The organism is Pseudarthrobacter sp. 1C304, assembly GCF_052245515.1.
In the GTDB taxonomy this organism is placed as follows: domain Bacteria; phylum Actinomycetota; class Actinomycetes; order Actinomycetales; family Micrococcaceae; genus Arthrobacter.
Genome location: NZ_JBQQCH010000007.1, coordinates 40,233 through 65,161, shown reverse-complemented (window position 1 = coordinate 65,161; position 24,929 = coordinate 40,233). Strand labels below are relative to the sequence as shown.

At 68.7% G+C, this 24,929-nt stretch carries 21 protein-coding genes and 1 tRNA gene; 7 read left to right on the top strand and 15 right to left on the bottom strand.

The window, feature by feature from the left end; translation table 11 throughout:
• Nucleotides 1-92 precede the first annotated feature (92 nt).
• Entirely contained in the window at nucleotides 93-2,213 is a 2,121-nt protein-coding gene (locus ACTWQD_RS13675; RefSeq protein ID WP_443196777.1) for a protein kinase domain-containing protein, read from the top strand.
• Nucleotides 2,214-2,332: 119 nt separating this feature from the next.
• On the opposite strand, the gene ACTWQD_RS13670 is transcribed toward ACTWQD_RS13675, so the two are convergent.
• Together ACTWQD_RS13670 and ACTWQD_RS13665 are read right to left on the bottom strand one after the other, a co-directional pair.
• Entirely contained in the window at nucleotides 2,333-3,766 is a 1,434-nt protein-coding gene (locus ACTWQD_RS13670; RefSeq protein ID WP_443196668.1) for a class II 3-deoxy-7-phosphoheptulonate synthase, read from the bottom strand.
• A gap of 79 nt (nucleotides 3,767-3,845) precedes the next feature.
• Nucleotides 3,846-4,601, bottom strand: coding sequence for a lysophospholipid acyltransferase family protein (locus tag ACTWQD_RS13665; RefSeq protein WP_443196667.1), 756 nt, complete (start codon nucleotides 4,599-4,601; stop codon nucleotides 3,846-3,848).
• Nucleotides 4,602-4,712: 111 nt separating this feature from the next.
• Here ACTWQD_RS13665 and ACTWQD_RS13660 point away from each other — a divergent pair, with 111 nt between their 5' ends.
• Genes ACTWQD_RS13660 through ACTWQD_RS13650 form a run of 3 tightly spaced genes read left to right on the top strand, consistent with a single transcriptional unit; the run spans nucleotide 4,713 to nucleotide 7,001 of the window.
• Entirely contained in the window at nucleotides 4,713-5,576 is an 864-nt protein-coding gene (locus ACTWQD_RS13660; RefSeq protein WP_443196666.1) for an alpha/beta hydrolase, read from the top strand.
• Complete coding sequence (locus tag ACTWQD_RS13655) at nucleotides 5,573-6,376, top strand: alpha/beta hydrolase (protein WP_443196665.1); 804 nt, start codon at nucleotides 5,573-5,575, stop codon at nucleotides 6,374-6,376. Before ACTWQD_RS13660 ends, ACTWQD_RS13655 begins: the two co-directional genes overlap by 4 nt.
• Nucleotides 6,369-7,001, top strand: coding sequence for a hypothetical protein (locus ACTWQD_RS13650; protein ID WP_443196664.1), 633 nt, complete (start codon nucleotides 6,369-6,371; stop codon nucleotides 6,999-7,001). Before ACTWQD_RS13655 ends, ACTWQD_RS13650 begins: the two co-directional genes overlap by 8 nt.
• A gap of 32 nt (nucleotides 7,002-7,033) precedes the next feature.
• On the opposite strand, the gene ACTWQD_RS13645 is transcribed toward ACTWQD_RS13650, so the two are convergent.
• Nucleotides 7,034-8,137, bottom strand: coding sequence for an ROK family glucokinase (locus ACTWQD_RS13645; RefSeq protein ID WP_443196663.1), 1,104 nt, complete (start codon nucleotides 8,135-8,137; stop codon nucleotides 7,034-7,036).
• Between the two features lie 158 nt (nucleotides 8,138-8,295).
• Between ACTWQD_RS13645 and ACTWQD_RS13640 the strand changes: the two genes are divergently transcribed.
• Nucleotides 8,296-10,116: an AMP-dependent synthetase/ligase gene (locus ACTWQD_RS13640; protein ID WP_443196662.1), complete on the top strand. Its 1,821-nt coding sequence runs from the start codon at nucleotides 8,296-8,298 to the stop codon at nucleotides 10,114-10,116.
• 154 nt (nucleotides 10,117-10,270) lie between these two features.
• On the opposite strand, the gene ACTWQD_RS13635 is transcribed toward ACTWQD_RS13640, so the two are convergent.
• On the bottom strand, nucleotides 10,271-13,666 hold the full coding sequence (locus tag ACTWQD_RS13635) for a pyruvate carboxylase (protein ID WP_443196661.1): 3,396 nt from the start codon (nucleotides 13,664-13,666) through the stop codon (nucleotides 10,271-10,273).
• A 322-nt stretch (nucleotides 13,667-13,988) separates the two neighbouring features.
• On the opposite strand from ACTWQD_RS13635, the gene ACTWQD_RS13630 reads away from it, so the two are divergent.
• On the top strand, nucleotides 13,989-14,837 hold the full coding sequence (locus tag ACTWQD_RS13630) for a ParA family protein (protein ID WP_443196660.1): 849 nt from the start codon (nucleotides 13,989-13,991) through the stop codon (nucleotides 14,835-14,837).
• Between the two features lie 121 nt (nucleotides 14,838-14,958).
• Here the strand turns inward: ACTWQD_RS13630 and ACTWQD_RS13625 are convergent, their stop codons facing one another.
• From ACTWQD_RS13625 to gcvH, 5 genes are all read right to left on the bottom strand, one after another.
• A complete protein-coding gene (locus ACTWQD_RS13625; protein ID WP_443196659.1) occupies nucleotides 14,959-15,555 on the bottom strand; it encodes a MerR family transcriptional regulator in 597 nt (198 codons plus the stop codon).
• 260 nt (nucleotides 15,556-15,815) lie between these two features.
• Nucleotides 15,816-16,319, bottom strand: a complete 504-nt coding sequence (locus ACTWQD_RS13620) for a bifunctional nuclease family protein (protein WP_443196658.1) — start codon at nucleotides 16,317-16,319, stop codon at nucleotides 15,816-15,818.
• Nucleotides 16,319-17,035 (bottom strand): transcriptional regulator FtsR, encoded by a 717-nt coding sequence (gene ftsR, locus ACTWQD_RS13615; protein WP_443196657.1) that lies wholly within the window; start codon nucleotides 17,033-17,035, stop codon nucleotides 16,319-16,321. The genes ACTWQD_RS13620 and ftsR overlap by 1 nt, the downstream gene beginning before the upstream one ends.
• Nucleotides 17,036-17,058: 23 nt before the next feature.
• On the bottom strand, nucleotides 17,059-17,535 hold the full coding sequence (locus ACTWQD_RS13610; RefSeq protein ID WP_066435525.1) for an FHA domain-containing protein: 477 nt from the start codon (nucleotides 17,533-17,535) through the stop codon (nucleotides 17,059-17,061).
• 151 nt (nucleotides 17,536-17,686) lie between these two features.
• Nucleotides 17,687-18,073: a glycine cleavage system protein GcvH gene (gene gcvH / locus ACTWQD_RS13605; protein ID WP_066435522.1), complete on the bottom strand. Its 387-nt coding sequence runs from the start codon at nucleotides 18,071-18,073 to the stop codon at nucleotides 17,687-17,689.
• Between the two features lie 146 nt (nucleotides 18,074-18,219).
• On the opposite strand from gcvH, the gene ACTWQD_RS13600 reads away from it, so the two are divergent.
• Nucleotides 18,220-19,089 carry an Fpg/Nei family DNA glycosylase gene (locus tag ACTWQD_RS13600; protein ID WP_443196656.1) on the top strand — a complete coding sequence of 290 codons (870 nt, stop codon included), beginning with the start codon at nucleotides 18,220-18,222 and terminating at the stop codon, nucleotides 19,087-19,089.
• A gap of 115 nt (nucleotides 19,090-19,204) precedes the next feature.
• Here the strand turns inward: ACTWQD_RS13600 and ACTWQD_RS13595 are convergent.
• From ACTWQD_RS13595 to ACTWQD_RS13570, 6 genes are all read right to left on the bottom strand, one after another.
• Nucleotides 19,205-19,281: transfer RNA gene (locus tag ACTWQD_RS13595), tRNA-Pro, on the bottom strand.
• 149 nt (nucleotides 19,282-19,430) lie between these two features.
• Nucleotides 19,431-20,981 carry a ribosome biogenesis GTPase Der gene (gene der / locus ACTWQD_RS13590; RefSeq protein WP_443196655.1) on the bottom strand — a complete coding sequence of 517 codons (1,551 nt, stop codon included), beginning with the start codon at nucleotides 20,979-20,981 and terminating at the stop codon, nucleotides 19,431-19,433.
• On the bottom strand, nucleotides 20,978-21,658 hold the full coding sequence (locus ACTWQD_RS13585) for a lysophospholipid acyltransferase family protein (protein WP_443196776.1): 681 nt from the start codon (nucleotides 21,656-21,658) through the stop codon (nucleotides 20,978-20,980). The genes der and ACTWQD_RS13585 overlap by 4 nt, the downstream gene beginning before the upstream one ends.
• 79 nt (nucleotides 21,659-21,737) lie before the next feature.
• The gene (cmk, locus tag ACTWQD_RS13580) at nucleotides 21,738-22,466 is read right to left on the bottom strand and encodes a (d)CMP kinase (protein WP_443196654.1); all 729 of its coding nucleotides are present in this window, start codon (nucleotides 22,464-22,466) and stop codon (nucleotides 21,738-21,740) included.
• On the bottom strand, nucleotides 22,466-23,575 hold the full coding sequence (locus ACTWQD_RS13575) for a prephenate dehydrogenase (RefSeq protein WP_443196653.1): 1,110 nt from the start codon (nucleotides 23,573-23,575) through the stop codon (nucleotides 22,466-22,468). The genes cmk and ACTWQD_RS13575 overlap by 1 nt, the downstream gene beginning before the upstream one ends.
• A 2-nt stretch (nucleotides 23,576-23,577) precedes the next feature.
• Nucleotides 23,578-24,846, bottom strand: a complete 1,269-nt coding sequence (locus tag ACTWQD_RS13570) for a pseudouridine synthase (RefSeq protein ID WP_443196652.1) — start codon at nucleotides 24,844-24,846, stop codon at nucleotides 23,578-23,580.
• Nucleotides 24,847-24,929: the final 83 nt, after the last annotated feature.

Here is a 24,929-nt window from a genome sequence, read left to right as displayed (position 1 = left end):
CGCCGGCGCCCTGCCCACGCCCCGTCGGATAACAATACGGGTCCGGATCACACGTTGGTTCGGACCCGTTTCCGTGCAGCGATTAGGATCGTATAGTGCAGGAATACTCGTCGGACCCCCTCGTCGGCACCCTGGTGGATGGCCGGTACCTGATCCAGTCCAGGCTCGCCAGCGGCGGGATGTCCACTGTCTATGTGGCCACGGACCGCCGGCTGGAGCGCGATGTAGCCCTCAAGGTGCTGCACCCCCACATGGCCGGCGACCCGCAGTTCCTCGACCGGCTGGGCCGCGAGGCGAAAGCCGCCGCCCGTTTGTCACACCCGCACGTCGTCGGCGTCCTGGACCAGGGCGAGGACGACCGGGTGGCCTACCTGGTGATGGAATACATCAAGGGCCACACCCTGCGCGATGTCCTCAAAGACAAGGGCGCGCTGCCCCCACGGCTGGCGCTGGCCCTGATCGACCCGGTGGTTGAAGGGCTGGGCGCCGCCCACGACGCCGGCCTCATCCACCGGGACATCAAACCGGAGAACGTCCTGATTGCCGACGACGGCCGGATCAAGCTCGGCGACTTCGGGCTGGCCCGGGCCATTTCCACGTCCACCAGCACCGGTGCCCTGATCGGCACCGTCGCGTATCTCTCGCCCGAACTGGTGCTGGGCAAGCAGGCCGACGCCCGCAGTGACATCTATTCGGTGGGGATCATGCTGTACGAGATGATCACCGGCCGGCAGCCGTTCGAGGGCGAGGTTCCGATCCAGGTGGCCTACCAGCACGTCAACTCGGCTGTCGGCGCCCCCTCGGAACTGGTCCCCGGGCTGGCCGGCGAAATCGACGAACTGGTGCAGTGGTGCACCGCCAACGACCCGGACAAACGCCCCGTCGACGGAAACGCCCTGCTGTCCGAGCTCCGGCACATCCGGCGGAACCTCAGCGACGCCGATCTCGACCTGCAGCCCCCGGCGGCCCGTCCGGTCCTTCCCCCGGTGCCTCCCGCGCCTGCCCCGCCGGCCCGGCGCCCCGGCGGCACCGCCGAATCCCGTCCTGAGGCTGGCGCCACCGAGGTGATCGGCGTCCGGCAGCAGACCACCGAATTTATCGCCCGCGGCAGCAACCCCACCACGGTGATGTCCGCAGCCCCGCGGCATCCGGGCTACGGTCCGCTGTCCGCGCCGGACGAGGTGCCGTACCCGGACGGTTACGACGACGTTGAGGAGCCTGCCGCTCCGGCCAGCAAGAGGGCGCAACGCAAGTACGACCGGGACGAGGAAAAAGCCCGCCAGCGTGCCGCGGCCACACCGGTCCGGAGCCTGCGCGAGGGCAACCCGCGGCGCCGCGGACTGCTTTGGATCCTGGTGCTGGTCATTGCCGCGCTGCTGGCCGGCGGCGCCGGCTGGTTCTTCGGCATGGGGCCGGGTTCCCCCGGCACCATTCCCGAGCTCGCGAACAAGACCGTGGCCGAGGCCCAACAGCTGCTCCGCGCGGCAGGGTTCCAGTCGACCACCAAGGACGTCTTCGACGACGACGTCGCCGCCGGCCTGGTGGTGGCATCCGAGCCTGCCGCAGGCGAGGTCATCCGGAAATTCCAGCCCGTGTCCCTTGCCGTCTCCAAGGGCCCCGAGCTGTTCCCGCTGCCCGAGCTCACCGGGAAGTCACTGGACGAGGCCAAGAACGCCCTCAACGGCGCGGGTATGGCGCTGGGTAACATCTCCGAGACGTTCGACGAAACCGCGCCGGCCGGCACGGTGCTGGCCCAGGCGCCCCGCAGCGGCAACCCGGTGCGGCACGGCACACCCGTGGATCTCACCGTGTCCAAGGGCCCGCAGCCGATTCCGGTGCCCGACGTGCGTGGCCAGGAGCAGGGGGCCGCGGTCAAGGCCATTGAAGCTGCCGGCCTCAAGGCCGTGATCTCGCCGGAAACCGTCTTTGACCGGAACGTGGCCAAGGGCGGCGTGGTGGCTCAGGATCCGGCCTCCGGGAACCTCTCCCGGGGCGGGGCCGTGACGCTGACCATCTCCAAGGGGCCCCGGCTTGTTGACGTTCCGAGCTTCGTCGGTAAGCAGGTCGACGAAGCCCGCAAGGCACTGGAGGACCTGGGCTTTGAGGTCCAGGTGGAGGAGATCCTGGGCGGATTTTTCGGTACGGTCCGGTACCAGGACCCGGTGAACAAGCAGGTCCCGGAGGGCTCCGTCATCACCCTGACGGTGGTCTGACCGGACCAGGCCGGACCGGACCTCACCGGGACTGACCGGTCACGCTCCCTTAAACAGGCTCCGCCCGGCTGAAACCAGCCGGGCGGAGCCTGTCGTCATTTGATTCGTAGTTCCTGCCCTTAGCGCTTGGCCAGGGCGCCGGCCACCAGGAAGGCCATCTCCAGGGACTGCATGTGGTTCAGGCGCGGGTCGCAGACCGATTCGTAGCGGTCCAGGAATGCTTCCTGGTCCACGGGGTCCGCGCCGCCAAGGCACTCGGCGACGTCGTCGCCGGTCATCTCGACATGCAGGCCGCCGGGAACCGTACCGAGGGTGTGGTGGACCTCGAAGAAGCCGCGGACCTCGTCGATCACGTCGTCGAAGTTCCTGGTCTTGTACCCGTTGGGTGAGGTGACCGTGTTGCCGTGCATGGGGTCGGTTACCCACAGCACCTGGGCCCCGGACGCGGTGACGCGCTCCACGATCGGGGGCAGCTTCTCGCGGATATTGCCCGCGCCCATGCGGGAGATGAACGTCAGGCGGCCCGGTTCGCGGTCCGGGTCCAGCTTGTCGATCAGGCGCAGCGCGTCATCGCCGCTGGTGCCCGGCCCCAGCTTCACGCCGATCGGGTTGCGCACCCGCGAGAGGAAGTCGACGTGCGCGTGGTCCAGTTCGCGCGTGCGCTCACCGATCCAGAGGAAGTGCGCGGAGGTGTCGTAAGGGAAGCCGGTGCGGGAGTCGATGCGCGTCAGGGCGCGTTCGTAATCGAGCAGCAGCGCCTCGTGGCTGGCGTAGAACTCCACGCGCTTGAGCGCTTCGAAGTCGGCACCGCAGGAGGCCATGAACTTGATGGCACGGTCGATGTCGCGGGCCAGGGATTCGTAGCGCGCATGGGCCGGGTTTTCGGTGAAGCCTTTGTTCCACTGGTGCACCAGCCGCAGGTCGGCGAAGCCGCCCTGCGTGAACGCGCGGATCAGGTTCAGGGTGGAGGCGGAGGTGTGGTACGCCTTGAGCATCCGGCTGGCGTCGTGGGCGCGGGACTCCGGTGTGAAGTCGTAGCCGTTGACGATGTCGCCCCGGTAGGCCGGCAGCGTGACGCCTTCGCGCGTCTCATCGTTGGAGGACCGCGGCTTGGCGAACTGCCCGGCCATGCGCCCCATCTTGATGACCGGCATGGCGGCGCCGTAGGTGAGCACCACGGCCATCTGCAGGATGGTCCGGACGCGGGCGCTGATCTTGTCCGCCGTGGCGGCTTCAAAGGTTTCCGCGCAGTCCCCGCCCTGGAGCAGGAAAGCCTTCCCCTGCGCGGCGGCAGCGAGCCGTTCGCGCAGGATGTCCACCTCGCCCGCGAACACGAGCGGCGGCAGGACGGACAGTTCCTTGACGGAAGCTTCGAAGACGGCCTTGTCGGACCAGTCCGGCTGCTGGGAGGCGGGCAGCTCCCGCCAGTGATCCAGTCCCGGATAGTTTGCCGCACCGCTCTGGGCGGTGCTGGTCAACGCGGAACCCGCAAAAGGCGAGCCGCTCAGGGAACTGTTCAGGGGGAAGGCCGAAGGCGCAGATAGCTCAGTCACCCTCTAAGGATAGTTGCCCCGGCATCGATCGTCGGCCCCCGGCCGTCATTGACCGCGCCGGGTCCGTCACACGCCCGGCTTATGCACTTTCCGGTGCCGCGCCGCCGCCCGCCGCGCCATCGCCCGCCGTACCGTCGCCGGGAACCTCGGTGGCTTTTCCGGCGAGCCGGAGCTTAACGACGGCGGCGTACTCGTCGACGTATTCCTGGCCGGAGAGCCGCATCAGTTCGTACATGATTTCGTCAGTCACGGAGCGCTGGATGAGGCGGTCATCCTCCATGCCGTAGTACCGGCTGAAGTCGAGCGGCTCGCCGAAGATCATACCGATCCGCCGGATGTTGGGCATCCGTTTGCCGATCGGCTGGACCTTGTCGGTGCCGATCATTGCGACCGGGATCACGGGCACGCGGGCCTGCAGCGCCAGCCGGGCCACCCCGACTTTGCCCCGGTACAGGCGCGAATCCGGGCTGCGGGTTCCCTCGGGGTAGATGCCCAGGAGGGAACCGTTTTTCAGCACGTCCATGCCGGCGTCGAGTGAGCGGGCGGAAGCGGCCCCGCCGGAGCGGTCCATCGGCAGCTGGTTGGTGAGCCGGAAGAACGTTGCGGTCAGCCTGCCCTTGATGCCCCTGCCGGTGAAGTACTCCGACTTGGCAAGGAACACCACGGGGCGGGGCACCATCAGCGGCATAAAAATGGAATCGGAGAAGGAGAGGTGGTTGGAGGCCAGAATGGCGGCGCCCTCGGCGGGTACGTTGTCCAGGCCCTTGACCCAGGGCCTGAAAAGCGTCTTCAGCACCGGTCCGAGAACGAACGTCTTCATGAACCAATAAAACACGTGGTGAACCTCTCCCGAAGGCGTCTGGCCGGCCCTGCAGGGGAACCGGCCAGGACTTCAATGACACCCTACTCTAGTGAGTTTTGTCCGGAACAGTGACACGATGGGCACATGAGCCCAAGCACTCCCCTGGCGCCCGCAGCGTTCAGTTATTCCGGCCACGGCGAGAATGCGGGCATCGGCGTGGCCATCTGCCACGGCTTCACCGGCAGCCCCCACAGCGTGCTTCCCTGGGCCGACCATCTGGCCCGGCAGGGCTTCGCCGTGTCCGTCCCGCTGCTTCCCGGACACGGCACGGACTGGCGCGACCTCGCCCGGCACGGCTGGCGCGACTGGTATCAGGCCTTCGAGGACGCCTACCTCGACCTCGCCGCGGGATCCCGGAGCTGCTTCGTGGCGGGACTCTCCATGGGAGGGGCCATCGCGCTGCGCGCCGCGGCCCGCCACCCGGTCGCCGGCGTCGCCGTCGTCAATCCGGGGCTGAGCTTCTATGACCGCCGGGTGCGCTACGTCGGCCTGCTGAAGCACGTCCGGCGCACCACGGTTCCAGTCCAGGAACCGAATCCGGCGCCCGTCACCACCGAGGACGGCGACTACTCGCTCACGCCGCTGGAGGCCGTGCACCAGCTGAGCCGGCTCTTCAGGGCGGCGCGGCGCGGGCTGCCCGACGTCACGGCCCCGGCGCTCGTCTTCAAGTCGGCGTCCGACGTCGTGGTTCCGCCAACCTCGCTGGAACTGCTGCGGAAGCGGCTGGGGTCGAGGGAGCTGGAAGTGGTGGGTCTCCCGGACAGCGGGCATGTGGCCACGCTCGACGTCGACGCTCCCCTAATTTTCGACCGCTCTGCCCGGTTTTTCCTCCGCCACGCGGCTGCCGCGCCGCACGGGGCCCCGGACCCGGCACCAGCACCAGCACCAGCACCAGCACCAGCACCAGCACCAGGCCAGCCCGCCACCCGAGACCCGGAGACCCCATGACCGCTCTGCCGGACCACACCCCGTTCAGCAGCCCGTTCACCGGAACCGGCCCCCGGACCGGCGTCGTGGTGTCGCACGGCTTCACGGGCAGCCCGCACGGCGTCCGGGACTGGGCCCGCTCCCTGGCGGACGCCGGCTTCGCCGTGCGCATGCCGCTGCTGCCCGGGCACGGCACCAGCTGGCAGGAACTGGCCCGCACGCACTGGCGGGACTGGGCCGCGGCCATCGACGCCGCCTACGTGGAGCTCGCCGGCGAATGCGAGCACGTCGCCGTGGCCGGGCTGTCCATGGGCGGGGCGCTGGCGCTGCGGGTCGCGGCCACCCGCCCGGTGGCCGGGGCCGTGCTGGTCAATCCCGGCCTCGTCATCGACGATCCCCGGGCGCCGCTGGCCGGGATCCTCCGGTACGTGCTCAAGAGCACCCCTGCAATCGCCAACGACATCCTTAAGGAAGGAATCGACGAGGGTGCCTACCCGCGGACGCCGGTCGCCGCGGCGTACGAGCTGAACAAGCTCTTCAAGGACACGCGCCGGCTGCTCCCCCGGATCTCGGCCCCGGTACGGGTCTACCGTTCGACGGTGGACCATGTGGTCTCGGAGACCAGCATGGAGGCCTTACGGCGCGGACTGACCCGCGCCCCGCTGGAGGTGATCCGGCTGGAAAACAGCTACCACGTAGCTACGATGGACAACGATGCGCCGGAAATCTTCCGCGGCTCGGCCGAGTTCATCCGGTCGCTGGTCGCGGGAGGCACTCCGGGCGCCGCCCACGCTAGCCAGAAGGACACGGCAGATGACTAGACCGGACCCCGCTTCCCCTGACCCCGATTCCCCGGATCCGCGCGCCAACCAGGACGACGCGGTCTGGTTGGACCTGGTGGCGCGGCTGGAAGGCAAGGTTCCGGACGCCGGCCCCGGAACTGCGGAAGCCCTCGACGGCGGGAGCGGACCGGGTCGTCCTGCTGGATCCGGCACGGATGCCCCGGGCCCCGCGGCGCCCCGGCCCTTCAGCGACTTCGACCCCCTGGGCCTGTCCGTCGGGGCACCGGTTGAGCTGTCCGCCGAGGAGCGGCAGGCGCAGGCCCGGGCAGGCGCGGGAGTCCCCGACAGCGCAGCCGCCGGGGAGGACCGGCCGGCGGCATCCGGCCCGCGGGACTCCGAGGCCGGGGACGATGACCTGCAGCTCCCGGGCGACTTTGTGCCCGAGGAGCCGCCCAGCCTCGCCGGGGCCGACCCGATGACCGTGCTGGCCTGGCTGGGGGCCGTGGGCGGTCCCGTGGCGCTGGTCATGTCTGCCATGTTCTGGCGGTCCGCCCCGCTGATGGCCATCCTCGGCATGGTGGCCGCCTTCGCGGCGTCGGTGGTTTTCCTGATCATGAAGCTGCCGGGCGAAAAGGACGAATACGACGACGGCGCACGCCTCTAGGCTTGCCGACTGTCCGGCTGGCCAGTCCGCGGCTAGCCGTGCATGCGGCTGGTGACCCGGGACAGGTCCGCGGCACCGATGAGGCCGGCGTTCGGTCCCAGCGCAGCCAGCTCGATCTCCGCAGCGGGCCGGAAGCCGCGGCCGGTGAGGTTCCGGGCAAACGCCTTCCGCGCCGGGCCAACGAGGAGCTCGCCGGCGTCACAGAGTCCCCCGCCGATGACGAACTTGCCCGGATCCAGCGCGGCGGCAAGGTTGGCGAGGCCCAGTCCGAGCCATTCCCCGACGTCCTCGAGCAGCTCCCGCGAGGTGGGATCGCCCGCCTTGGCCAGCTCGGTGACCACCACGCCCGTGATGCGGTCGACGTCGCCGTCCACCGCCTTGAGCAGTTCCTGGGCCACCGGGGAATTGGCGGCGGCGAGTTCACGGGCTTCGCGTCCCAGCGCGTTGCCGGAGGCGTACTGCTCCCAGCAGCCCCGGTTGCCGCACTCGCACCGGTGGCCTCCCGGCATGATGATCTGGTGGCCGAACTCCCCCGCCACGCCGAAGCGTCCGCGTTCCAGCCGCCCGTCCATGACCATGGCACCGCCGATTCCGGTGCCGAGCGTGATGCAGACCAGGCGGTTTTGGCCCTGCCCGGCGCCGAAGCGCCACTCCGCCCAAGCCGCGGCGTCGGCGTCGTTGGTCAGCAGCACCGGACGGCGGAGCAGGCGCTGCAGGTTGTCCCGGAGGGGTTCGTTGCGCCAGGCCAGGTGGGGGCTGAACAGCACGGTGCCGCCGTCGAGGTCCATCCAGCCGGCCGCGCCGATGCCCACGGACCAGATCCGGTGGCCTGCGCCGAGTTCCTCGACCAGTTCGACGATCACACGCTCCACCGCGCGGGGGTCGTTGCCCGGGGTGGATCGCCGGGCCTGGGCCAGGATCCGGCCCTCGGCGTCGACCACGCCGGCCGCAACCTTGGTGCCTCCGATGTCGACGCCGATGGCCAAGCCTTTCCGGCCCAGCCGCAGATGCTCGCGGAACCCCTGTCCGGCCGGTGCCCCGGCCGCTCCGATGGCCCCTCCGCCAAGTGCCCGGCGCCGCCAGGCGGCCCTCCTGCGGTACGGGCCGGGCTGCTGGCCGGGCATAGGTGTGTGCATGGTTCCCCATCCTATTCTCCGGAGCGCTCCGGCTCGGCCGCGGGGCTGCCAAAATGGTAAGTTACTCGCCAGTACGTGTTGTAGAACACACATGCCTTGGGCCACATACTAGTGTTAGTCGTACCCCTTGCGGGTCTATGGATATCAAAGGAGCTACCGTGCGAGAAATCAGTGTCCCGCCCCTGGTCACCGTCCCCCCGGAATCGAACGTCACGGACTTGGTCCTGCGCCAGGCCGCCAAGGGATCGAACCCTGCCCTGTTCTCCCGCCTGGACGACGCCGGCCAGTGGCAGGACATCAGCGCCACCGAATTCCTGGCCGATGTCTCACTGCTCGCCAAAGGCCTGATGGCCAGCGGCGTCGGCGCCGGCGACAGGGTGGGCATCATGTCCCGCACCCGGTACGAGTGGGCACTGGTCGACTTCGCCATCTGGTTCGCGGGCGCGGTCTCTGTGCCGATCTACGAGACGTCCTCCCCCTCCCAGGTCGCCTGGAACCTCGGCGACTCCGGCGCCGTCGCCGCCTTCGGCGAGTCCGCCCACCACGAGAACATCATCCGGCAGGCCGCCACGTCCGAAGGCCTCACTGACCTCGCCCACGTCTGGCAGCTCGAAGGAACCGGCCTCGACGAGGTCCGTGCCGCCGGCGCGGCCGTCAGTGACGAGGACCTCGAGGCCCGTCGCAGCCTGGCATCCCTGACGGACCTCGCAACCATCATCTACACCTCGGGCACCACCGGCCGGCCGAAGGGCTGCGAACTGACCCACGGCAACTTCGTTGAACTCTCCGAAAACGCCCTGGCCACGTCGCTGAACACCATCGTCCACGAGCACGCGCGGACCATCATGTTCCTGCCCTTGGCCCACGTGTTCGCCCGCTTCATTTCGGTGCTGGCAGTCGCCGCCGGCGTCACCGTGGCGCACACGCCCGACATCAAGAACCTCCTGCCGGACCTGCAGAGCTACAAGCCGACGTTCATCCTGGCGGTACCGCGGGTCTTCGAGAAGGTCTACAACTCGGCGCTGACCAAGGCCGAGGACGGCGGCAAGGGCGCCATCTTCCACCGCGCCGCGGACACGGCGATCGAGTTCTCCCGGGCCCGCCAGGCCGGGAAGGTCGGCCTGGGCCTGAAGCTCAAGCACACCGTCTTCGACAAGCTCGTCTACAGCAAGCTCCGCGCCGCCATGGGCGGCGAGGTGGCCCACGCGGTGTCCGGCGGCGGCCCGCTGGGCGAACGGCTGGGGCACTTCTTCCAGGGCATCGGCCTTCAGATCCTCGAAGGCTACGGGCTGACGGAGACCACGGCCCCCGTCACCGTGAACACGCCCGACCTGATCAAGATCGGCACGGTCGGCGCCCCGATTCCCGGCAACGCGGTAAAGATCGCCGACGACGGCGAGATCCTCGCCAAGGGCGTGTGCGTCATGCGCGGCTACTACAAGCGCGAGGACCTCTCCGCCGAGTCCTTCGACGACGGCTGGCTCCGCACGGGCGACATCGGCCAGCTCGATGAGCAGGGATTCCTGACCATCACGGGCCGCAAGAAGGAGATCATCGTCACGGCCGGCGGCAAGAACGTGGTCCCCGCCCTCCTGGAGGACCAGATCCGCGCCGACGCGCTGGTCTCCCAGGTACTGGTGGTGGGCGACAACCGCCCCTTCATCGGCGCGCTGGTCACGCTCGACGAGGAGGCGCTGCCCGGCTGGCTGCACCGCCACGGGCTGCCCGCCTCGACCACCCTCGCCGAAGCCACCGAGCACCCCGTCGTCAAAGCCGCGGTGCAGGAGCTCATCAACAGCGCCAACCAGTCCGTGTCCCAGGCCGAGGCGATCAAGTCCTTCCGGATCGTCGCCGCCGACTTTACGGAGGCCTCCGGGCACCTGACGCCGTCAATGAAGGTCAAGCGGGCCCAGGTGATGAAGGACTTCGAGAACGTCATCGAGGAAATGTACGGCACACCGCGTCCCACGCAGGTCTAGCGCCCGCCACGCACCACACCAACGCGGGGTCACTTACCGCCCATCCGGAGTCCTTCGATGGGCGATATCTGACCCCGCGTTGCGGTTAAACCGGAAGGGCTCCCCCCTGCCGTGGTTCACGGCCGGGGGGAGCCCTTCTGCTTGTGCGCTACCGCTACTCGACGACCAGCAGCAGGTCCCCGCCCTGGACCTGTTCGATCGCGCCGACGGCGAGCCGCGAAACGGTGCCGGCCACCGGCGTCGTGATGGACGCCTCCATCTTCATGGCCTCGATGGTAGCGACCGTGTCGCCGGCCTTGACCGTTTCCCCGGCCTTGACGGTCAGGGTGACGGCACCGGCGAACGGTGCGGCCACCTGGCCCGGCTGGGACGTGTCCGCGCGTTCGGCGGCCTTGACGTTGCTGACTACGGAACGGTCGCGCACCACCACCGGCCGGGACTGGCCGTTGAGGGTGCACATCACGGTGCGCATGCCCTTTTCGTCCGGCTCGGACACGGCCTCGAGCGAGGCGATCAGGCGGACGCCCTTCTCCAGCTCGATCTCGTGCTCGGCCCCGCGCTGCAGCCCGAAGAGGTAGTCGCGGGTGTCCAGGACCGAGAGGTTGCCGTAGGTCTCCACGCTCTTCTGGTAGTCCTTCGTGGGACCGGCGAAGAGCAGCCGGTTGAGGGTCTGCTGCACGGTCTTGGAGTCGGACTTCAGTGCGGCGCTGTCCTCGGCGCTCAGCTCGACGTCGCGGACCTTGGTTTTGCGGCCCTGCAGCGCCTTGGTGCGGAACGGTTCCGGCCAGCCGCCGGGGGGATCCCCCAGTTCGCCGGACAGGAAGCCGATGACCGAGTCCGGGATGTCGTACTTCTGCGGGTTCTCGTTGAAGTCCGCGGGATCGGCGTTGAGGCCCACCAGGTGCAGCGCGAGGTCGCCCACCACCTTGGAGGACGGGGTGACTTTCACCAGCCGGCCCAGGATGCGGTCCGCGGCGGTGTACATGTCCTCGATCGCTTCGAACCGCTCCCCCAGGCCCAGGGCCATGGCCTGCTGGCGCAGGTTGGAGAGCTGGCCGCCGGGGATCTCGTGCTGGTAGACCCGGCCGGTGGGGCCCGGCAGCCCGGATTCGAAGGGGGCATAGACCCGGCGCACGGCTTCCCAGTACGGCTCCAGCGCGCAGACGCTGGCCAGGCTCAGCCCGGTATCCCGGGGCGTGTGGGCCAGGGACGCGACCAGTGCCGACGCCGAGACCTGGCTGGTGGTGCCGGCCAGGGATGCGGAGGCCACGTCCACGGCGTCCACGCCGGCCTCGACGGCCGCGAGCAGGGTGGCGAGCTGGCCGCCCGCGGTGTCGTGCGTGTGCAGGTGCACCGGGAGGTCGAAACGTTCGCGCAGTGCCGCCACCAGGCGGGCGGCGGCGGCGGGGCGCAACAGGCCGGCCATGTCCTTGATCGCCAGGATGTGGGCGCCGGCGTCGACGATTTTCTGCGCCAGCTCCAGGTAGTAGTCAAGGGTGTAGAGCGTCTCCTCCGGATCCAGCATGTCGGCGGTGTAGCACAGCGCCACTTCCGCGACGGCCGTTCCGGTTTCGCGGACGGCGCGGATGGCCGGGGCCATCTGGTTGACGTCGTTGAGGGCGTCGAAAATGCGGAAGATGTCGATGCCGGTCTTGGCGGCCTCGTTGACGAACGCAACCGTAACCTCCTCCGGGTACGGGGTGTAGCCCACCGTGTTGCGGCCGCGCAGGAGCATCTGCAGGCACACGTTCGGCAGCGCCTTGCGCAGCGCCGCGAGCCGGTCCCAGGGGTCCTCGCCGAGGAAGCGCAGCGCGACGTCATAGGTCGCCCCGCCCCAGGCCTCCACCGAAAGCAGTTCGGGCAGCAGCTTGGACACGGCGGGCGCGGCGGCGGCCAGGTCACGGGTGCGGACGCGGGTGGCGAGCAGCGACTGGTGCGCATCGCGGAAGGTGGTGTCAGTGACGGCGACGGCGTTCTGCTCGCGCAGGGCCCGGGCAAAGCCCTCGGGGCCGAGCTCCTGCAGCCGCTGGCGTGATCCGGGCCGGGCCTGCTCATCCTTGACGTCCGGGAGCTTGTCGGCGGGGTCGGTGTGCACAGTCAGCTCGCCGTTGGGCTTGTTGACGGTGACATCGGCCAGCCAGGTCAGCAGCTTGGTGCCGCGGTCCGCGGAGACCCGGGCCTTGAGCAGTTCCGGCCGCTCGTCGATGAAGGACGTCGCGACGTTGCCGGCGATGAAGTCCGGATCGTCCAGGACGGCCTGGAGGAAGGAGATGTTGGTGGAGACGCCGCGGATGCGGAACTCGGCGAGGGCACGGCGTGCCCGGGCGACGGCGGTGGCGTAGTCGCGTCCGCGGCAGGTGAGCTTGACCAGCATCGAGTCGAAGTGCGGGCTGATCTCGGCGCCGGAGTACACGGTGCCGCCGTCGAGCCGGACCCCGGCGCCGCCGGCCGAACGGTAGCCGGTGATCTTTCCGACGTCGGGCCGGAAGCCGTTGGCCGGGTCCTCGGTGGTGATGCGGGACTGCAGGGCGGCCCCGCGCAGCCGGACAGTGTCCTGGGACAGCCCCAGGTCCGCGAGGGTTTCGCCGGCGGCGATGCGCATCTGGGCCTGGACGAGGTCGACGTCGGTGACTTCCTCGGTGACGGTGTGCTCCACCTGGATGCGCGGGTTCATTTCGATGAAGACGTGCTGGCCGGCCCGCTCCCCCACGGTGTCGACAAGGAACTCCACAGTCCCCGCGTTGACGTAGTTCAGCGCCTTCGCGAACTTCACGGCGTCGCGGTACAAAGCCTGCCGGATGCCCTCGTCGAGGTTCGGCGCCGGGGCGATCTCAATGACCTTCTGGTGGCGGCGCTGGATGGAGCAATCGCGTTCGAAGAGGTGCATCACGTTGCCCTCCGCGTCAGCCAGGATCTGGACCTCGATGTGGCGGGGCCGGAGGACCGCCTGCTCCAGGAACATGGTGGGGTCGCCGAAGGCTGCGTCGGCTTCGCGCATGGCAGCCTGCAGCGCCTCCGGGAGGGCCTCGCGCGTGTCGACGCGGCGCATGCCGCGCCCGCCACCGCCGGCGACGGCCTTGGCAAAGATGGGGAAACCGATCTCGTCGGCCGCCGCGATGAGCTCGTCGACGTCCTTCGACGGGCGGCTGGACTTCAGCACGGGTACACCGGCCTTGCGGGCCGCCTCCAGCGCCGCGACCTTGTTGCCCGCGAGTTCGAGGACCTCCGCGGGCGGGCCCACAAAGGTGATGCCTGCCGCGGCCGCGGAGCGGGCCAGCTGCGGGTTCTCGGACAGGAAGCCGTACCCGGGATAGATGGCGTCGGCGCCGGCTTCCTTGGCCACCCGGACCACTTCGTCCACGTCGAGGTAGGCCCGGACAGGGTGGCCCTCGTCGCCAATCAGATAGGCCTCGTCGGCCTTCTGGCGGTGGATGGAATTGCGGTCCTCATGCGGGAAGACCGCCACGGTCTTGGCGCCGAGTTCGTAGCCCGCACGGAAGGCACGGATCGCGATTTCGCCGCGGTTGGCCACCAGAATTTTCGAAAACATACTTCTCCTGCATCATCGCGGGTGTATCGGTAATTGGTGACAGTGTCCAAGACCATCACGGGCAAACACAAACTATTGTGGCGACCATCACAGCGACGTGCGTCACGTACGCCGGATCAGGCAACCGCCACCGGCAGGGCCGGGCGCGGCCTTGGGGAAAGCTTATCCATGTTCTGCCGCCCCGGCACCCGATGAGACAGGTTTCGGCAGGGCGGCAACATATGATGAGGAGGTGGGTGGCGCACGTACGCCCCGGCTCCGGAGAACGCAGGAGCCGGCAGGACCCCGTCCCGGCAACCGGCGTTAGGTATTGGTTTTTCAAGTGCAAGTAGTCAGCATCAGCAGCCTCAAGGGCGGTGTCGGCAAGACATCGGTGACCACCGGATTGGCGTCCGCGGCGTTGGCCGCCGGCATCCCCACCCTCGTCGTCGATCTTGATCCGCACGCGGATGCGAGCACGGCCCTTGGAGTCCGGCCGGGCGACCAGCAGGACATCGGCCGGATGCTGAAGGCTCCCCGGCGGGCCCGGCTTGCCGAGAACGTGGTTCCCAGCGGCTGGGTGGAACGCGCCGCCCAGGGCGGCGCCCCCGCCGGTTCCGCGAAGCCCGTGCTGGATGTGGCCGTCGGCTCCGCCTACACCGGCATCTACGACCGCCCGGACCTCGGCCGCCGCGACCTGCGCCGACTCTCTGCAGTGCTTGCCGGCGCGCAGGGGTACGAGCTGGTCCTCGTCGACTGCCCGCCGTCCCTGAACGGGCTGACCAGGATGGCCTGGTCCGCCAGCGACAAGGTTGCCCTCGTCGCCGAACCGGGCCTGTTTTCGGTCGCGGGCACGGAGCGCACCATGCGTGCCATCCAGCTGTTCCGGCAGGAATTCGCCCCGAAGCTGGCCCCCGCCGGCATCGTCGCCAACCGGGTGCGCACGGGGTCCGCGGAGCACACCTTCCGGCTGGCCGAGATGGAGTCCATGTTCGGCGGCCTGCTCCTGTCCCCGCACATCCCCGAGCAGGCCAACTGGCAGCAGATCCAGGGCGCCGCCCACTCCATCCACCACTGGCCCGGGGAATCGGCCAAGAACGCCGCGGCACTGTTCGACGCCCTGCTCGAGAACCTGCTGCATCCGCAGGGCCTGGCCGCCGCCGGCAGCGTCCGCGACCGCAGCCAGCGCTGACCCCCTGGCCCTACAGCCGCCCGCCCGGCATGTCCGGCAACAGCAACGCGGGGTCACTTTGCGCCCATCCCGAAGGGATTAATGGGCGGGAAGTGACCCCGCGTTGTGTGGTGGCACAAACCTAGCCGGTTTTGCGTGCAGCGCGCCGCTTGCTCAGTTCGTCGTCGGGAAAGGACTGGTCGCTCGCGTGTTCGCTGGGCAGCGCCGCGAGGCTGCCTTCCACCTCGCGCCAGACCCGGCCGACGGCGATCCCGAACACACCCTGCCCGCCCTGGACAAGGTCGATAACTTCATCCGCGGACGTGCACTCGTACACGCTGGCGCCGTCGCTCATCAGGGTGATCTGCGCGAGATCCTCGACGCCGCGCTCCCGGAGGTGCTCGACGGCGGAGCGGATCTGCTGCAGGGAGACACCCGTGTCCAGGAGGCGCTTGACGACTTTGAGGACAAGGATGTCGCGGAAGCCGTAGAGGCGCTGGGAGCCTGAACCGGCGGCTCCGCGGACGGCGGGTTCCACCAGTCCGGTGCGGGCCCAGTAGTCCAGCTGGCGGTAGGTGATCCCGGCCGCTTTGCATGCGGTGGGGCCACGGTAACCCGCGTCCTCGTCCAGGACAGGGAGATCCTCGGTGAACAGCAGGCCCTGGGCACCGCTGGCGGGCACGGCAACGCCGGCCGTCGGGGTGTGCTTCAGCTCTCCCGCTTCGCCTTTCGGACTCACGTGGATCCTCCTTGTCTGGGCTCCCTGCGGAGATTGCAGCAATGACTGCTCATCCTTGGCGGTGCAGTCCACGGGCGGATAACATCATCCGTGTCATTCTGCCGGGGCTGCACCTTCCAGTGTGACCTGAGCGGTGCCTTGCGTGCAATGGGAACTTGTACTTCTGACGTTAGGCCCGCCGGGGCCCCAGGTCAAAGACGTTGGGGGTATTGCAGGGGCGTGTCGAAACTTTCATCCTCGGCTTTAACCTTTGCGGAACGTCAGCCGGCAAAATCCTCCGGCTCGACGTCGTCGAGGAACTCGCGGAACCGGCGCATTTCCCCTTCTTCGTCGACGGCAGGGCCCGGGTGGGTGTCTTCACCCTCGTCGTGTTCGGTGATGCGGACTCCGGCCTCGTCCATGACGGCGTCGGCGCACCAGATCCGGCATTTGGCGCGGAGGGCCAGGGCCAGCGCGTCGGAGGCGCGGGAACTCACGGTGGTCCCGTTGTCGAACTGCAGCTGGCCGTAGAAGATGTTGTCTTCGACGGCCACGATGTTCACGCTGACAATCGTGTGCCCCAGGGATTCGACGACGTCCACCAGCAGGTCGTGCGTCATGGGCCGCGGAGGCACCACCCCCTGCTGGGCCAGGGCGATGGCGCTGGCTTCGGGGGTCCCGATCCAGATCGGCACATGCCGTTCCCCATGGATCTCCTTGAGCAGCACCAGCGGCTGGTTGGAGGGAAGCTCAATCCGCACGCCTACAATCTCCACCTCAATCATCAGATGTCCATCCTCGATATGCGGTCCTGCACCAAAGCCCGGTGCAGCGTCAGGCACAGCTCGCTGATCTCCCGGGCGGCCTCGGCGGCACGGGCATGGGAGGCGGCGTCCTTGCGGGAGGTCAGCGTGGCCACCGCGCGTTCCACCAGCCCGAACTCGCGGTCGGCGGCTGCCTGGAACGGGCGCAGGTGCCGCGGCTCCAGCCCGTGGTTTTCCAGCTGGACGCAGGCGCGTGCCACCTGGAGCGCGTTCTCGTCGAATTTTCCGTTGACGTGGCCGATCAGCCCGAAACTGAGGAGCGATTCAACCAGCGGCACGCTGGCGCCGGACTCGGCCCGGAGCTGTTCCTCACTAAGCCGGCGGACCCGGTTCTGCAGCTCGGACGCCAGTTCCTCGGACACGATCCGCGGCGAGACGGTGACGCCCGGAGGCAAGGTGTCCGGGCGTTCCCCGCGGTCGATCGCGTCGAGGTAGTCCTTGATGACTTTCAGCGGCAAATACTGGTCCCGCTGCAGGGACAGCACAAAGCGCAGCCGCTCGACGTCGCTCTCGGCGTACTGCCGGTAGCCGGCGGGCGTCCGCTGGGGGTTGATGAGTCCCTTTTCCTCAAGGAACCGGATTTTCGACGCGGTCATGCTCGGGAAGTCATCGCTCAACTGAGCCAGGACTTCCCCGATGTTCAGAACCTGGGGTCCGCGCCGTTCCGCTTGTGCCATGGCCACAGGCAGCTACCCCGGAATCAGACGCTGCCTGCTGCGCGGGCAGGGCTCAGGTAGAAGGTGAGGCGGAACTTCCCGATCTGCACTTCGTTGCCGGACTTCAGCTCCACACTGTCGACGCGGTCGTGGTTCACGTAGGTGCCGTTGAGGCTGCCCGTGTCCACGACCTCAAAGCTCCGTGCCGTGCGGCGGAACTCGACGTGGCGGCGCGAGACCGTGACGTCGTCAAGGAAGATGTCGGCGTCCGGGTGCCGGCCCGCCGTCGTGATGTCCGAGTCCAGCAGGAAACGGGCGCCGGTGTTGGGCCCGCTGTGTGCGACCAGCAGCGCCGAGCCGTACGGCAGGGCCTCCACCGCGGACCGCTCCTCCGCCGAGAGCTTCGGGGTGATGGTCGGCTCATCGCGGACCGGGGTGAGGTTGATCGACGTGGTCTCCGAAGCCTTCACTCCACCCGTGCCAAAACCGTCACCGGTGTTGTTGCGTTCGCGCCCAAACATTGATTCCTCCATTCGCTGCAGGTGTCCCCCCTGCAAACAACGCTGCCGTCCGGAAAAGCCTGGCGATTCCGGCATTCAGCCAACCGGGGGGCGTGGTCCCGGCTGGTTTCCCAACCCATGTCCCAGCGCCCCAACCCGAAAAGGCTTTGCTTTAGCCTACCTGCTGTTCGTACTCCGATGCACTGAGGAGCGACTCGATCGCGTCGGCCTCCGCCAGCTTGATTTCCATCAGCCATCCCTCGCCGTAGGGATCTGAATTGATCAGGGCGGAATCCGTGTCCAGGGCCTCGTTCCGCGACACCACTTCACCGGACACCGGTGCGTAAATGTCGCTGACGCTCTTGGTGGACTCCACCTCCCCGATGACGTCGTTGGCCTTGACGGTGGTACCGGCCTCCGGCATCTGGGCATAGACGACGTCCCCAAGGGCGTCCTGGGCAAAATCGGTGATGCCCACGCGCACGACACCGTCGGCGTTCGGGGCGGAAACCCACTCGTGTTCTGCGGTGTAGGACAGCTCTTCGGGAATGATGCTCATGACGGGCCTTTCCTCGGGTCAATCGCCAGGGTCTTCGGCGGTCCGGTGAACGGGCCGCCGGTGAAAGTATAGGCATAACCCGCGGTGCCCGGGGAGGACTCTGGCATGATGAAGCGATGACGGAAAACGCCGGAATCGCCTAGGCCATGCCCGAACTTCCGGAAGTGGCTGCCCTCGCGGACTTTCTGGACCGGCACCTGCAGGGCGCCGTCGTCACGAAGGTCCAGATCGCCTCCTTCGCGGTGCTGAAAACCGCTGACCCGCCCTACACGGCGCTGGAGGGCCAGACGGTGACCGGTGTGCGCCGCTTCGGAAAATTCATCAGCCTGGAGGCCGGCGGACTGTCCTTTGTCTTCCATCTGGCACGGGCGGGCTGGGTCCGCTTTACGGAAACGCCGGCAGAGGGCCAATTGAAACCCGGCAAGGGCTACCTGGCGGCGCGGCTGTCCTTCTCCGGCGGTTCCGGGCCGCTGGCCCTCGATCTCACCGAAGCCGGCACAAAAAAGAGCCTGGCAGTCTATGTGGTCCGGGATCCCGCGGACGTTCCCGGAATCGCCGCCCTCGGCCCCGATCCGTTCAGCCCCGGATTCGACGCCGACGCCCTGGCCGGCATCCTCGCCGCCAGCCAGCACCAGATCAAGGGTGTCCTGCGGAGCCAGAGCGTTATGGCCGGCATCGGGAACGCCTACAGCGACGAGATCCTGCATGCGGCCCGGCTCTCGCCCTTCGCCCTCGCCGCCTCCCTGGACCCGGCCGCGGTCCGGCGGCTCTATGACGCCATCCACAGCGTTCTCGGGACAGCCCTCGACGAAGCCCGCGGCAAGGCGCCCCATGAACTCAAGGACACCAAGCGCAGCCACATGCGGGTCCACGGCCGGGCCGGCGAAGCGTGCCCGGTGTGTGGCGACACGGTCCGCGAGGTGTCCTTCGCGGACACGGCCCTGCAGTACTGCCCGGGTTGCCAGACCCAGGGCAAGATCCTGGCCGACCGGCGGACGTCGCGGTTCTTGAAATAGGCGCGGCCGGATACGGACCAGCCGGGTACGGGCATTCCGGCGCGTGCAGCCGGTACACCCCTTAAAGCAGAAAACCCCGCCATTCCCTGAGGGGGAATGACGGGGTACTTTCTGTTGGTCGGGCTGACAGGATTTGAACCTGCGACCCCTTGACCCCCAGTCAAGTGCGCTACCAAGCTGCGCTACAGCCCGCTGGTTCCGCCGTTCTCCGCTTGCGATTACTTCACTTGGTATCCCAAGCAGTTCATCGAAGCAGTCCGGCCGAACCACCTTGAAAAGCTTACACGACTCCGGAGGGTGCCCGTGACATTTTCCGGCTGTCACGGGAAGGTGTGTCGGAATTAACGCTTCTTGCCGCGCTTTTCCCGCACCCGCATGTTGACCTCGATCGGCGTGCCCTCGAAACCAAAGGTCTCACGGAGCCGGCGGGTGATGAAGCGGCGGTAGCCCGGGTCCAGGAATCCGGTGGTGAAAAGCACGAACTTCGGCGGGCGGCTGGAGGCCTGGGTGCCGAAGAGGATGCGGGGCTGCTTGCCGCCGCGGACCGGGTGCGGGTGGGCTGCCACGAGCTCGCCCAGGAAGGCGTTGAGCCGTCCGGTGGGGATGCGCTTGTCCCAGCTTTCCAGGGCGGTGTCCAGGGCCGGGACCAGCCGGTCCTTGTGCCAGCCGGTCTTGGCCGAAATGTTGACGCGCGGCGCCCAGGCGACGTGGGCCAGGTCTTGCTCGATTTCGCGCTCCAGGTAGGTGCGGCGTTCGTCGTCGAGCAGGTCCCACTTGTTGAACGCGAGGACCAGGGCGCGGCCGGACTCGATGGCCAACTGCAGGATGCGGACGTCCTGTTCGCTGAGCACCTCGTCCACGGCGAGGAGCACGACGGCGACCTCGGCCTTTTCCAGGGCGCTCTGGGTCCGGAGGGAGGCGTAGAAGTCGGCGCCCTGGGCCATGTGCTGGCGGCGGCGGATGCCGGCGGTGTCCACGAAACGCCACGTGCGGCCGCCGAGTTCGATGAACTCGTCCACCGGGTCGCGGGTGGTGCCGGCGGTGTTGTCGACCACGACGCGCTCGGAGCCGGCCAGCTTGTTCAGCAGGGAGGACTTGCCGACGTTCGGGCGCCCGATCAGGGCGATGCGGCGCGGCCCGCCGGAGCGTTCCAGGCCTTCGATGGTGGAGTACTCGGGCAGGGTGTCCATCACGTGGTCCAGGAGGTCGGCGACGCCACGGCCGTGCAGTGCCGACACCGGGTACGGCTCGCCGAAGCCGAGGCCCCAGAGCGTGGCCGAGTCGGCTTCCTGCACAAAGTCGTCCACCTTGTTGGCCACCATGATGACCGGCTTCTTGGACCGGCGGAGCATCTTGACAACGGCTTCGTCCGTGGCGGTGGCGCCGACGGCGGAGTCCACGACGAACAGGACGGCGTCGGCGAGCTCTACGGCCATCTCGGCCTGTTCGGCGACGCGGGCGTGGATGCCGCGGGCATCGTGCTCCCAGCCGCCGGTGTCCACCACGGTGAAGTTCCGCCCGTTCCAGGTGGCCGAGTACATCACGCGGTCACGCGTGACGCCGGGGGTGTCCTCCACCACGGCTTCGCGGCGGCCGAGGATCCGGTTCACCAGGGTCGACTTGCCCACGTTGGGCCGGCCGATGATGGCCAGGACCGGATCCAGCTTGACGGGACCGTCGAAGTCCTCGTCGCTGTACTCGCCGCTGAGGAGGGCGGCGTCGTCCTCATCGAGTTCGTAGTCGTCCAGGCCGGCCCGGAGGGAGGCCGCGCGGAGCTCTGCTTCCTCATCGTCCAGGGCGGCAAGGTGCTCAGCCACCTGGTCCGTGCCGGTGGGCGTGTATTCGTCTTCGCCGGCGCCGAACTGGCCGGAGGTTTGAGTCGTATCGCTCATTGCACATTCCTTAGGGGGTGATCTGCCGGCGTCCCGGCTACTGCTTCATGACGTTCTTGCGGGGAATCCGCGTCGGGCAGGGGCTGCCCGGTTCTTTGGATCGAGTCCTGGACGTGGCGGGCCAGCGCGGCGCGGATCTCGGTGCCGGCCCTGTCCATTGAAACACGCCCGGTCTCGCCGGGCCTGCGGCTGACATTGAGGGCTCCGCCGAAGCTGACGTGCAGCCGCCGGCGCAGCCGCGGCACGGCGTCGCGGTGTTCGGAGCCGGTCCGGGTGCCGAGGATGGCGACGGGCACCACTGTCGCACCGGAGTTCAGTGCGAGCCAGGCCACCCCCTTGTTGATGGCGGCGGCTTCGCCGTTCCCCCGCGTGCCCTCGGGCAGGATGCCGACGCAACGGCCGGCGTCGAGGATGCCCTTGGCCGCGAGGAGGGCGCCCCGGTCGCCGGTGCGGTCCACCGCCAGCTGGCCGGAGGCCTGGAGGACTTTGCCGAGGAAGCCGGAGAACATCTCCTTCTTCACCAGGATGTGCATGGCACGCGGGGATGCGCCGAACATCACCGGCCCGTCCAGGAAGCTGATGTGGTTTCCGGCGAAGATCACCGGGCCGGTTGCGGGGACGTTGGACCGCCCCGTGACCGAGGTCCGGTAGAGGACGTGGTCCAGGGCCCACCCCACGGGCCGGCTCCAGAGGGTGGTCCACCGGGCCGGCACCTCGACGTCAGCCTGGGACCGGGCGGCCGGCTGCTGCCTGGGATCAGTCACGGCTGAAGTCCTGGTGGTTGACCACCCGGTCCACGATGTTCAGTGCCGCGTCGACAGTCTCGGCGAAGTCCAGGTCCGAGGAGTCCAGCGTCACCACCCCGTCCGCGGCGCGGGTGAAGTTCACCACGGTGGAGTCTTTCGCGTCGCGCTGCGTGACCTGGGCGGCGAGCTGCTCGGCGCTCTGGCTGCCGCCGAGCTGGATGCCCCGGCGGCGGAGCCGCGCCTCTTCACTGGCGGTCAGCAGCATCCGGACTTCGGCGTGGGGCACGACGACGGTGGTGATGTCCCGTCCTTCCACCACCATCCGGCGGTGGTGCTGTTCGATCAGTGCTCGCTGCCGGCGGATCAGCTCCGTGCGGGCGCCGAGGGTGGTGGCGACGGCGCTGACGGCGGCAGAGATCGAAGGCTCGCGGATCGCGAGGGTGACGTCGGCGCCACCGACGCGCACGTACTCCTCCAGCGGGCTGGTGCTGATGTCCAGCTGGAGGCCCTCGGCGGCGGCCTCGACGGCGGCGGCGTCGGCCAGGTCGGTGCCGCTGTCCAGGCAGAACCAGGTCAGGGCACGGTACATGGCGCCGGTGTCGAGGTAGGCCAGCCTGAGCCGGCGTGCCACCTCTTTGCTGACGCTGGACTTGCCCGAACCGGATGGCCCGTCGATTGCGACGACAAGGCTTTTTCCGGGACGGAGGATGTCCACGGTTTCAAGAAGTTCCTGGGTCATTACTGGAGTACCCGCCATCCACGGTCATTGAGGGCTTCGATTAGCATTTCGTGTTTGTTGGGCAGCACGGAGATTTCCACCATGCCCACGTTCTGTCCGGAGGAATGGTCCAGCCGGAGGTCTTCGAGGTTGACGCCGATTTCGCCGATCTCGGTCAGGAGCCGGGCGATCTGGCCGGGGGTGTCATCCACCAGCACCGTCAGCCAGGAGTATGCCTGCGGGGGCCCGCCGTGCTTGCCCGGGATGCGGGACTGCCCGGCGTTGCCTTCGCTGATGAGCTGGGCGAGGTCGAGCCGCGCGCCGGGCGCGGCCGGGTCCTCCAGCGTGCCGATGAGCCGGTTGAGGTCCTCGCGGACCCCGTGCAGGATCTCCACCACCTTGCCGGCGTTGGCGCCGAGGATCTGCACCCACAGGGTCGGGTCGCTCGCCGCGATCCGGGTGACGTCGCGCAGCCCGTTGCCGGCCAGGGACAGCGCGTGCAGGGGCGTGCCCTGCAGCCGGCTGGCCACGAGGGAGGACACCACCTGGGGAAGGTGCGAGACGAGCGCTACCGCCTCGTCGTGTTCCTCGGCTCCGAATTCGGAGACAACGGCGCCCAGGTCCGCGGCGAGTGAGCGTGCGGCCTGCAGGGCGTGCGGCCCGGTCTCCTCCGAGGGGCAGATGACCCACGGCATCGACGTGAAGAGCTCGCCGCGGGCAGCGACGGGCCCGGACTTTTCGCGGCCCGCCATCGGATGGGTGCCCACGTAGCGGACCAGGTCGGCGCCGCGCGCGCGGAGGTCGGCCTGGATGCCGGCTTTGACGCTGGCAATGTCCACGACGGTGGCCTCCGGGTAGTCGGCAAGGGCCTTCGCCACCACATCGGCGGTGACGTCCGGCGGCGCGGCAACCACCACAAGTTCGGGCTGCTCGCCGTGAAGGCGCGCCAACGGCAGGCCGGCGCCGATATCGACGGCGACGGCCTGGTTGGTGGGCGACGGGTCGGACAGGAAGACTGCCACCCCGCGGCCCCGCAGCCCCAGCCCGATGCTGGTACCCAGGAGGCCGGTCCCCAGGACCACCACCGGGCCGTTGAGGTGGCCGCGGCCGTGGGTGCGAAAGGCGGACATGCCTACAGCCCTACGGATGCCAGCAGGTGGCCGACTTCCTGCTTGCCGAGGTTGCGGATGCTGCCCTGGCGCTGGTCGCCCAGGCCGATGGGGCCGACCTTCACGCGGACCAGGCGCAGCACCGGGAATCCGACTGCGTCGAACAGGCGGCGGACAATCCGGTTCTTGCCCGAGTGCAGCACAACCTCGATCAGCACGTGGCCCGGGGTGGAGTCCACCAGCCTGAAGGAGTCCACCGAGGCGATGCCGTCTTCGAGTTCGACGCCGGCCTTCAGTTCCGCGCCGATACCCTGCGGGAACGGCCCACGGACCTGCACCAGGTAGGTCTTGGGGACCTCGTAGGACGGGTGCGTCAGGCGGTTGGCGAGTTCGCCGTCGTTCGTCAGCAGCAGCAGCCCTTCGGTGGCGACGTCGAGGCGTCCGACGTGGAACAGGCGTTCGCCGTGGTTGTTGCGCACGAAGTCGCTGATGCACGGGCGGCCGTCCGGGTCCTCCATGGTGGAGACAACGCCCTTGGGCTTGTTGAACACCATGTAGACCATGTTCTCGTCGAGCTGGATGCGGAGCCCGTCGACGTGGATCACGGCGGTCTTGGGGTCGACGCGGACGCCGAGTTCGGTGACCACTTGGCCGTCGACCTCGACCCGGCCCTCTGCGATCATTTCCTCGCAGACACGCCGTGAGGCGACGCCGGCCGAGGCCATGACCTTCTGCAGGCGGATGCCGTCCTGGTCGTGCAGGTCGGACTGGGGCACCTCGGCGCGGGGGCCGCGCTTGCGGCCGGGCTTGCGCACGGGCCCGAGGTTCTGGCCGAAGCGTTCGCTGCCGAAGACACGTGAACCGGTGGCCTTGGCCGCTCCGGCGCCGACGCGGGGCTTGGGCTTGAGTGCTCCCGGTGTGCCGGGGGCCTTGCCGGCGCCGGGCTTGCGGGCGGCGGCTTTGCGGGCTGCTTCCTTGCCGGAGGGCGCCTTGGACTTCCAGTCGCCGGCGGATTTCTTTCCAGCCGACGCTGCAGAGGACTCGGGCCCCTGGAGGTCCGGATCGATGAAGGCTTCTTCGCGCGGCTTGGGGCGCTTGAACGGGCGGTCTCCGCCCGCGTAGCCTGCTCCCCCGCTGCGGCCGCCCTGGCCCTGGGTTCCGCGCGGCGCGCCGCCCTGTGCAGGGCGTCCTGCCCTGTTGTGTCCGGCACTGCCCTGTCCGGAGTTGGTGTGTCCGGCGCTGTTGCGTCCCGAACCGTTACGTGGTGAACCCTGGCGTCCCGCCTGTGTCATGACCCGTCCTTCGTTTGGTGGCCGGCGGCGGCTGTCTCCCGACAGCATCCGCCGGCCGGGGCGAAACGTTTCCGCCCCGGTGG

Bases quoted from the DNA above. Each gene is read 5' to 3' on its own strand.
- gcvH (WP_066435522.1), bottom strand. From the start codon at position 18,073: ATGAGCATCATTCCCGAAGAGCTGTCCTACACCGCAGAACACGAGTGG.
- cmk (WP_443196654.1), bottom strand. From the start codon at position 22,466: ATGACCCAGGAACTTCTTGAAACCGTGGACATCCTCCGTCCCGGAAAA.
- der (WP_443196655.1), bottom strand. From the start codon at position 20,981: ATGAGCGATACGACTCAAACCTCCGGCCAGTTCGGCGCCGGCGAAGAC.
- ACTWQD_RS13575 (WP_443196653.1), bottom strand. From the start codon at position 23,575: ATGTCCGCCTTTCGCACCCACGGCCGCGGCCACCTCAACGGCCCGGTG.
- ACTWQD_RS13610 (WP_066435525.1), bottom strand. From the start codon at position 17,535: ATGTTTGGGCGCGAACGCAACAACACCGGTGACGGTTTTGGCACGGGT.
- ACTWQD_RS13570 (WP_443196652.1), bottom strand. From the start codon at position 24,846: ATGACACAGGCGGGACGCCAGGGTTCACCACGTAACGGTTCGGGACGC.
- ACTWQD_RS13620 (WP_443196658.1), bottom strand. From the start codon at position 16,319: ATGATTGAGGTGGAGATTGTAGGCGTGCGGATTGAGCTTCCCTCCAAC.
- ACTWQD_RS13660 (WP_443196666.1), top strand. From the start codon at position 4,713: ATGAGCCCAAGCACTCCCCTGGCGCCCGCAGCGTTCAGTTATTCCGGC.
- ACTWQD_RS13645 (WP_443196663.1), bottom strand. From the start codon at position 8,137: ATGCACACACCTATGCCCGGCCAGCAGCCCGGCCCGTACCGCAGGAGG.
- ACTWQD_RS13655 (WP_443196665.1), top strand. From the start codon at position 5,573: ATGACCGCTCTGCCGGACCACACCCCGTTCAGCAGCCCGTTCACCGGA.
- ftsR (WP_443196657.1), bottom strand. From the start codon at position 17,035: ATGGCACAAGCGGAACGGCGCGGACCCCAGGTTCTGAACATCGGGGAA.
- ACTWQD_RS13600 (WP_443196656.1), top strand. From the start codon at position 18,220: ATGCCCGAACTTCCGGAAGTGGCTGCCCTCGCGGACTTTCTGGACCGG.
- ACTWQD_RS13635 (WP_443196661.1), bottom strand. From the start codon at position 13,666: ATGTTTTCGAAAATTCTGGTGGCCAACCGCGGCGAAATCGCGATCCGT.
- ACTWQD_RS13650 (WP_443196664.1), top strand. From the start codon at position 6,369: ATGACTAGACCGGACCCCGCTTCCCCTGACCCCGATTCCCCGGATCCG.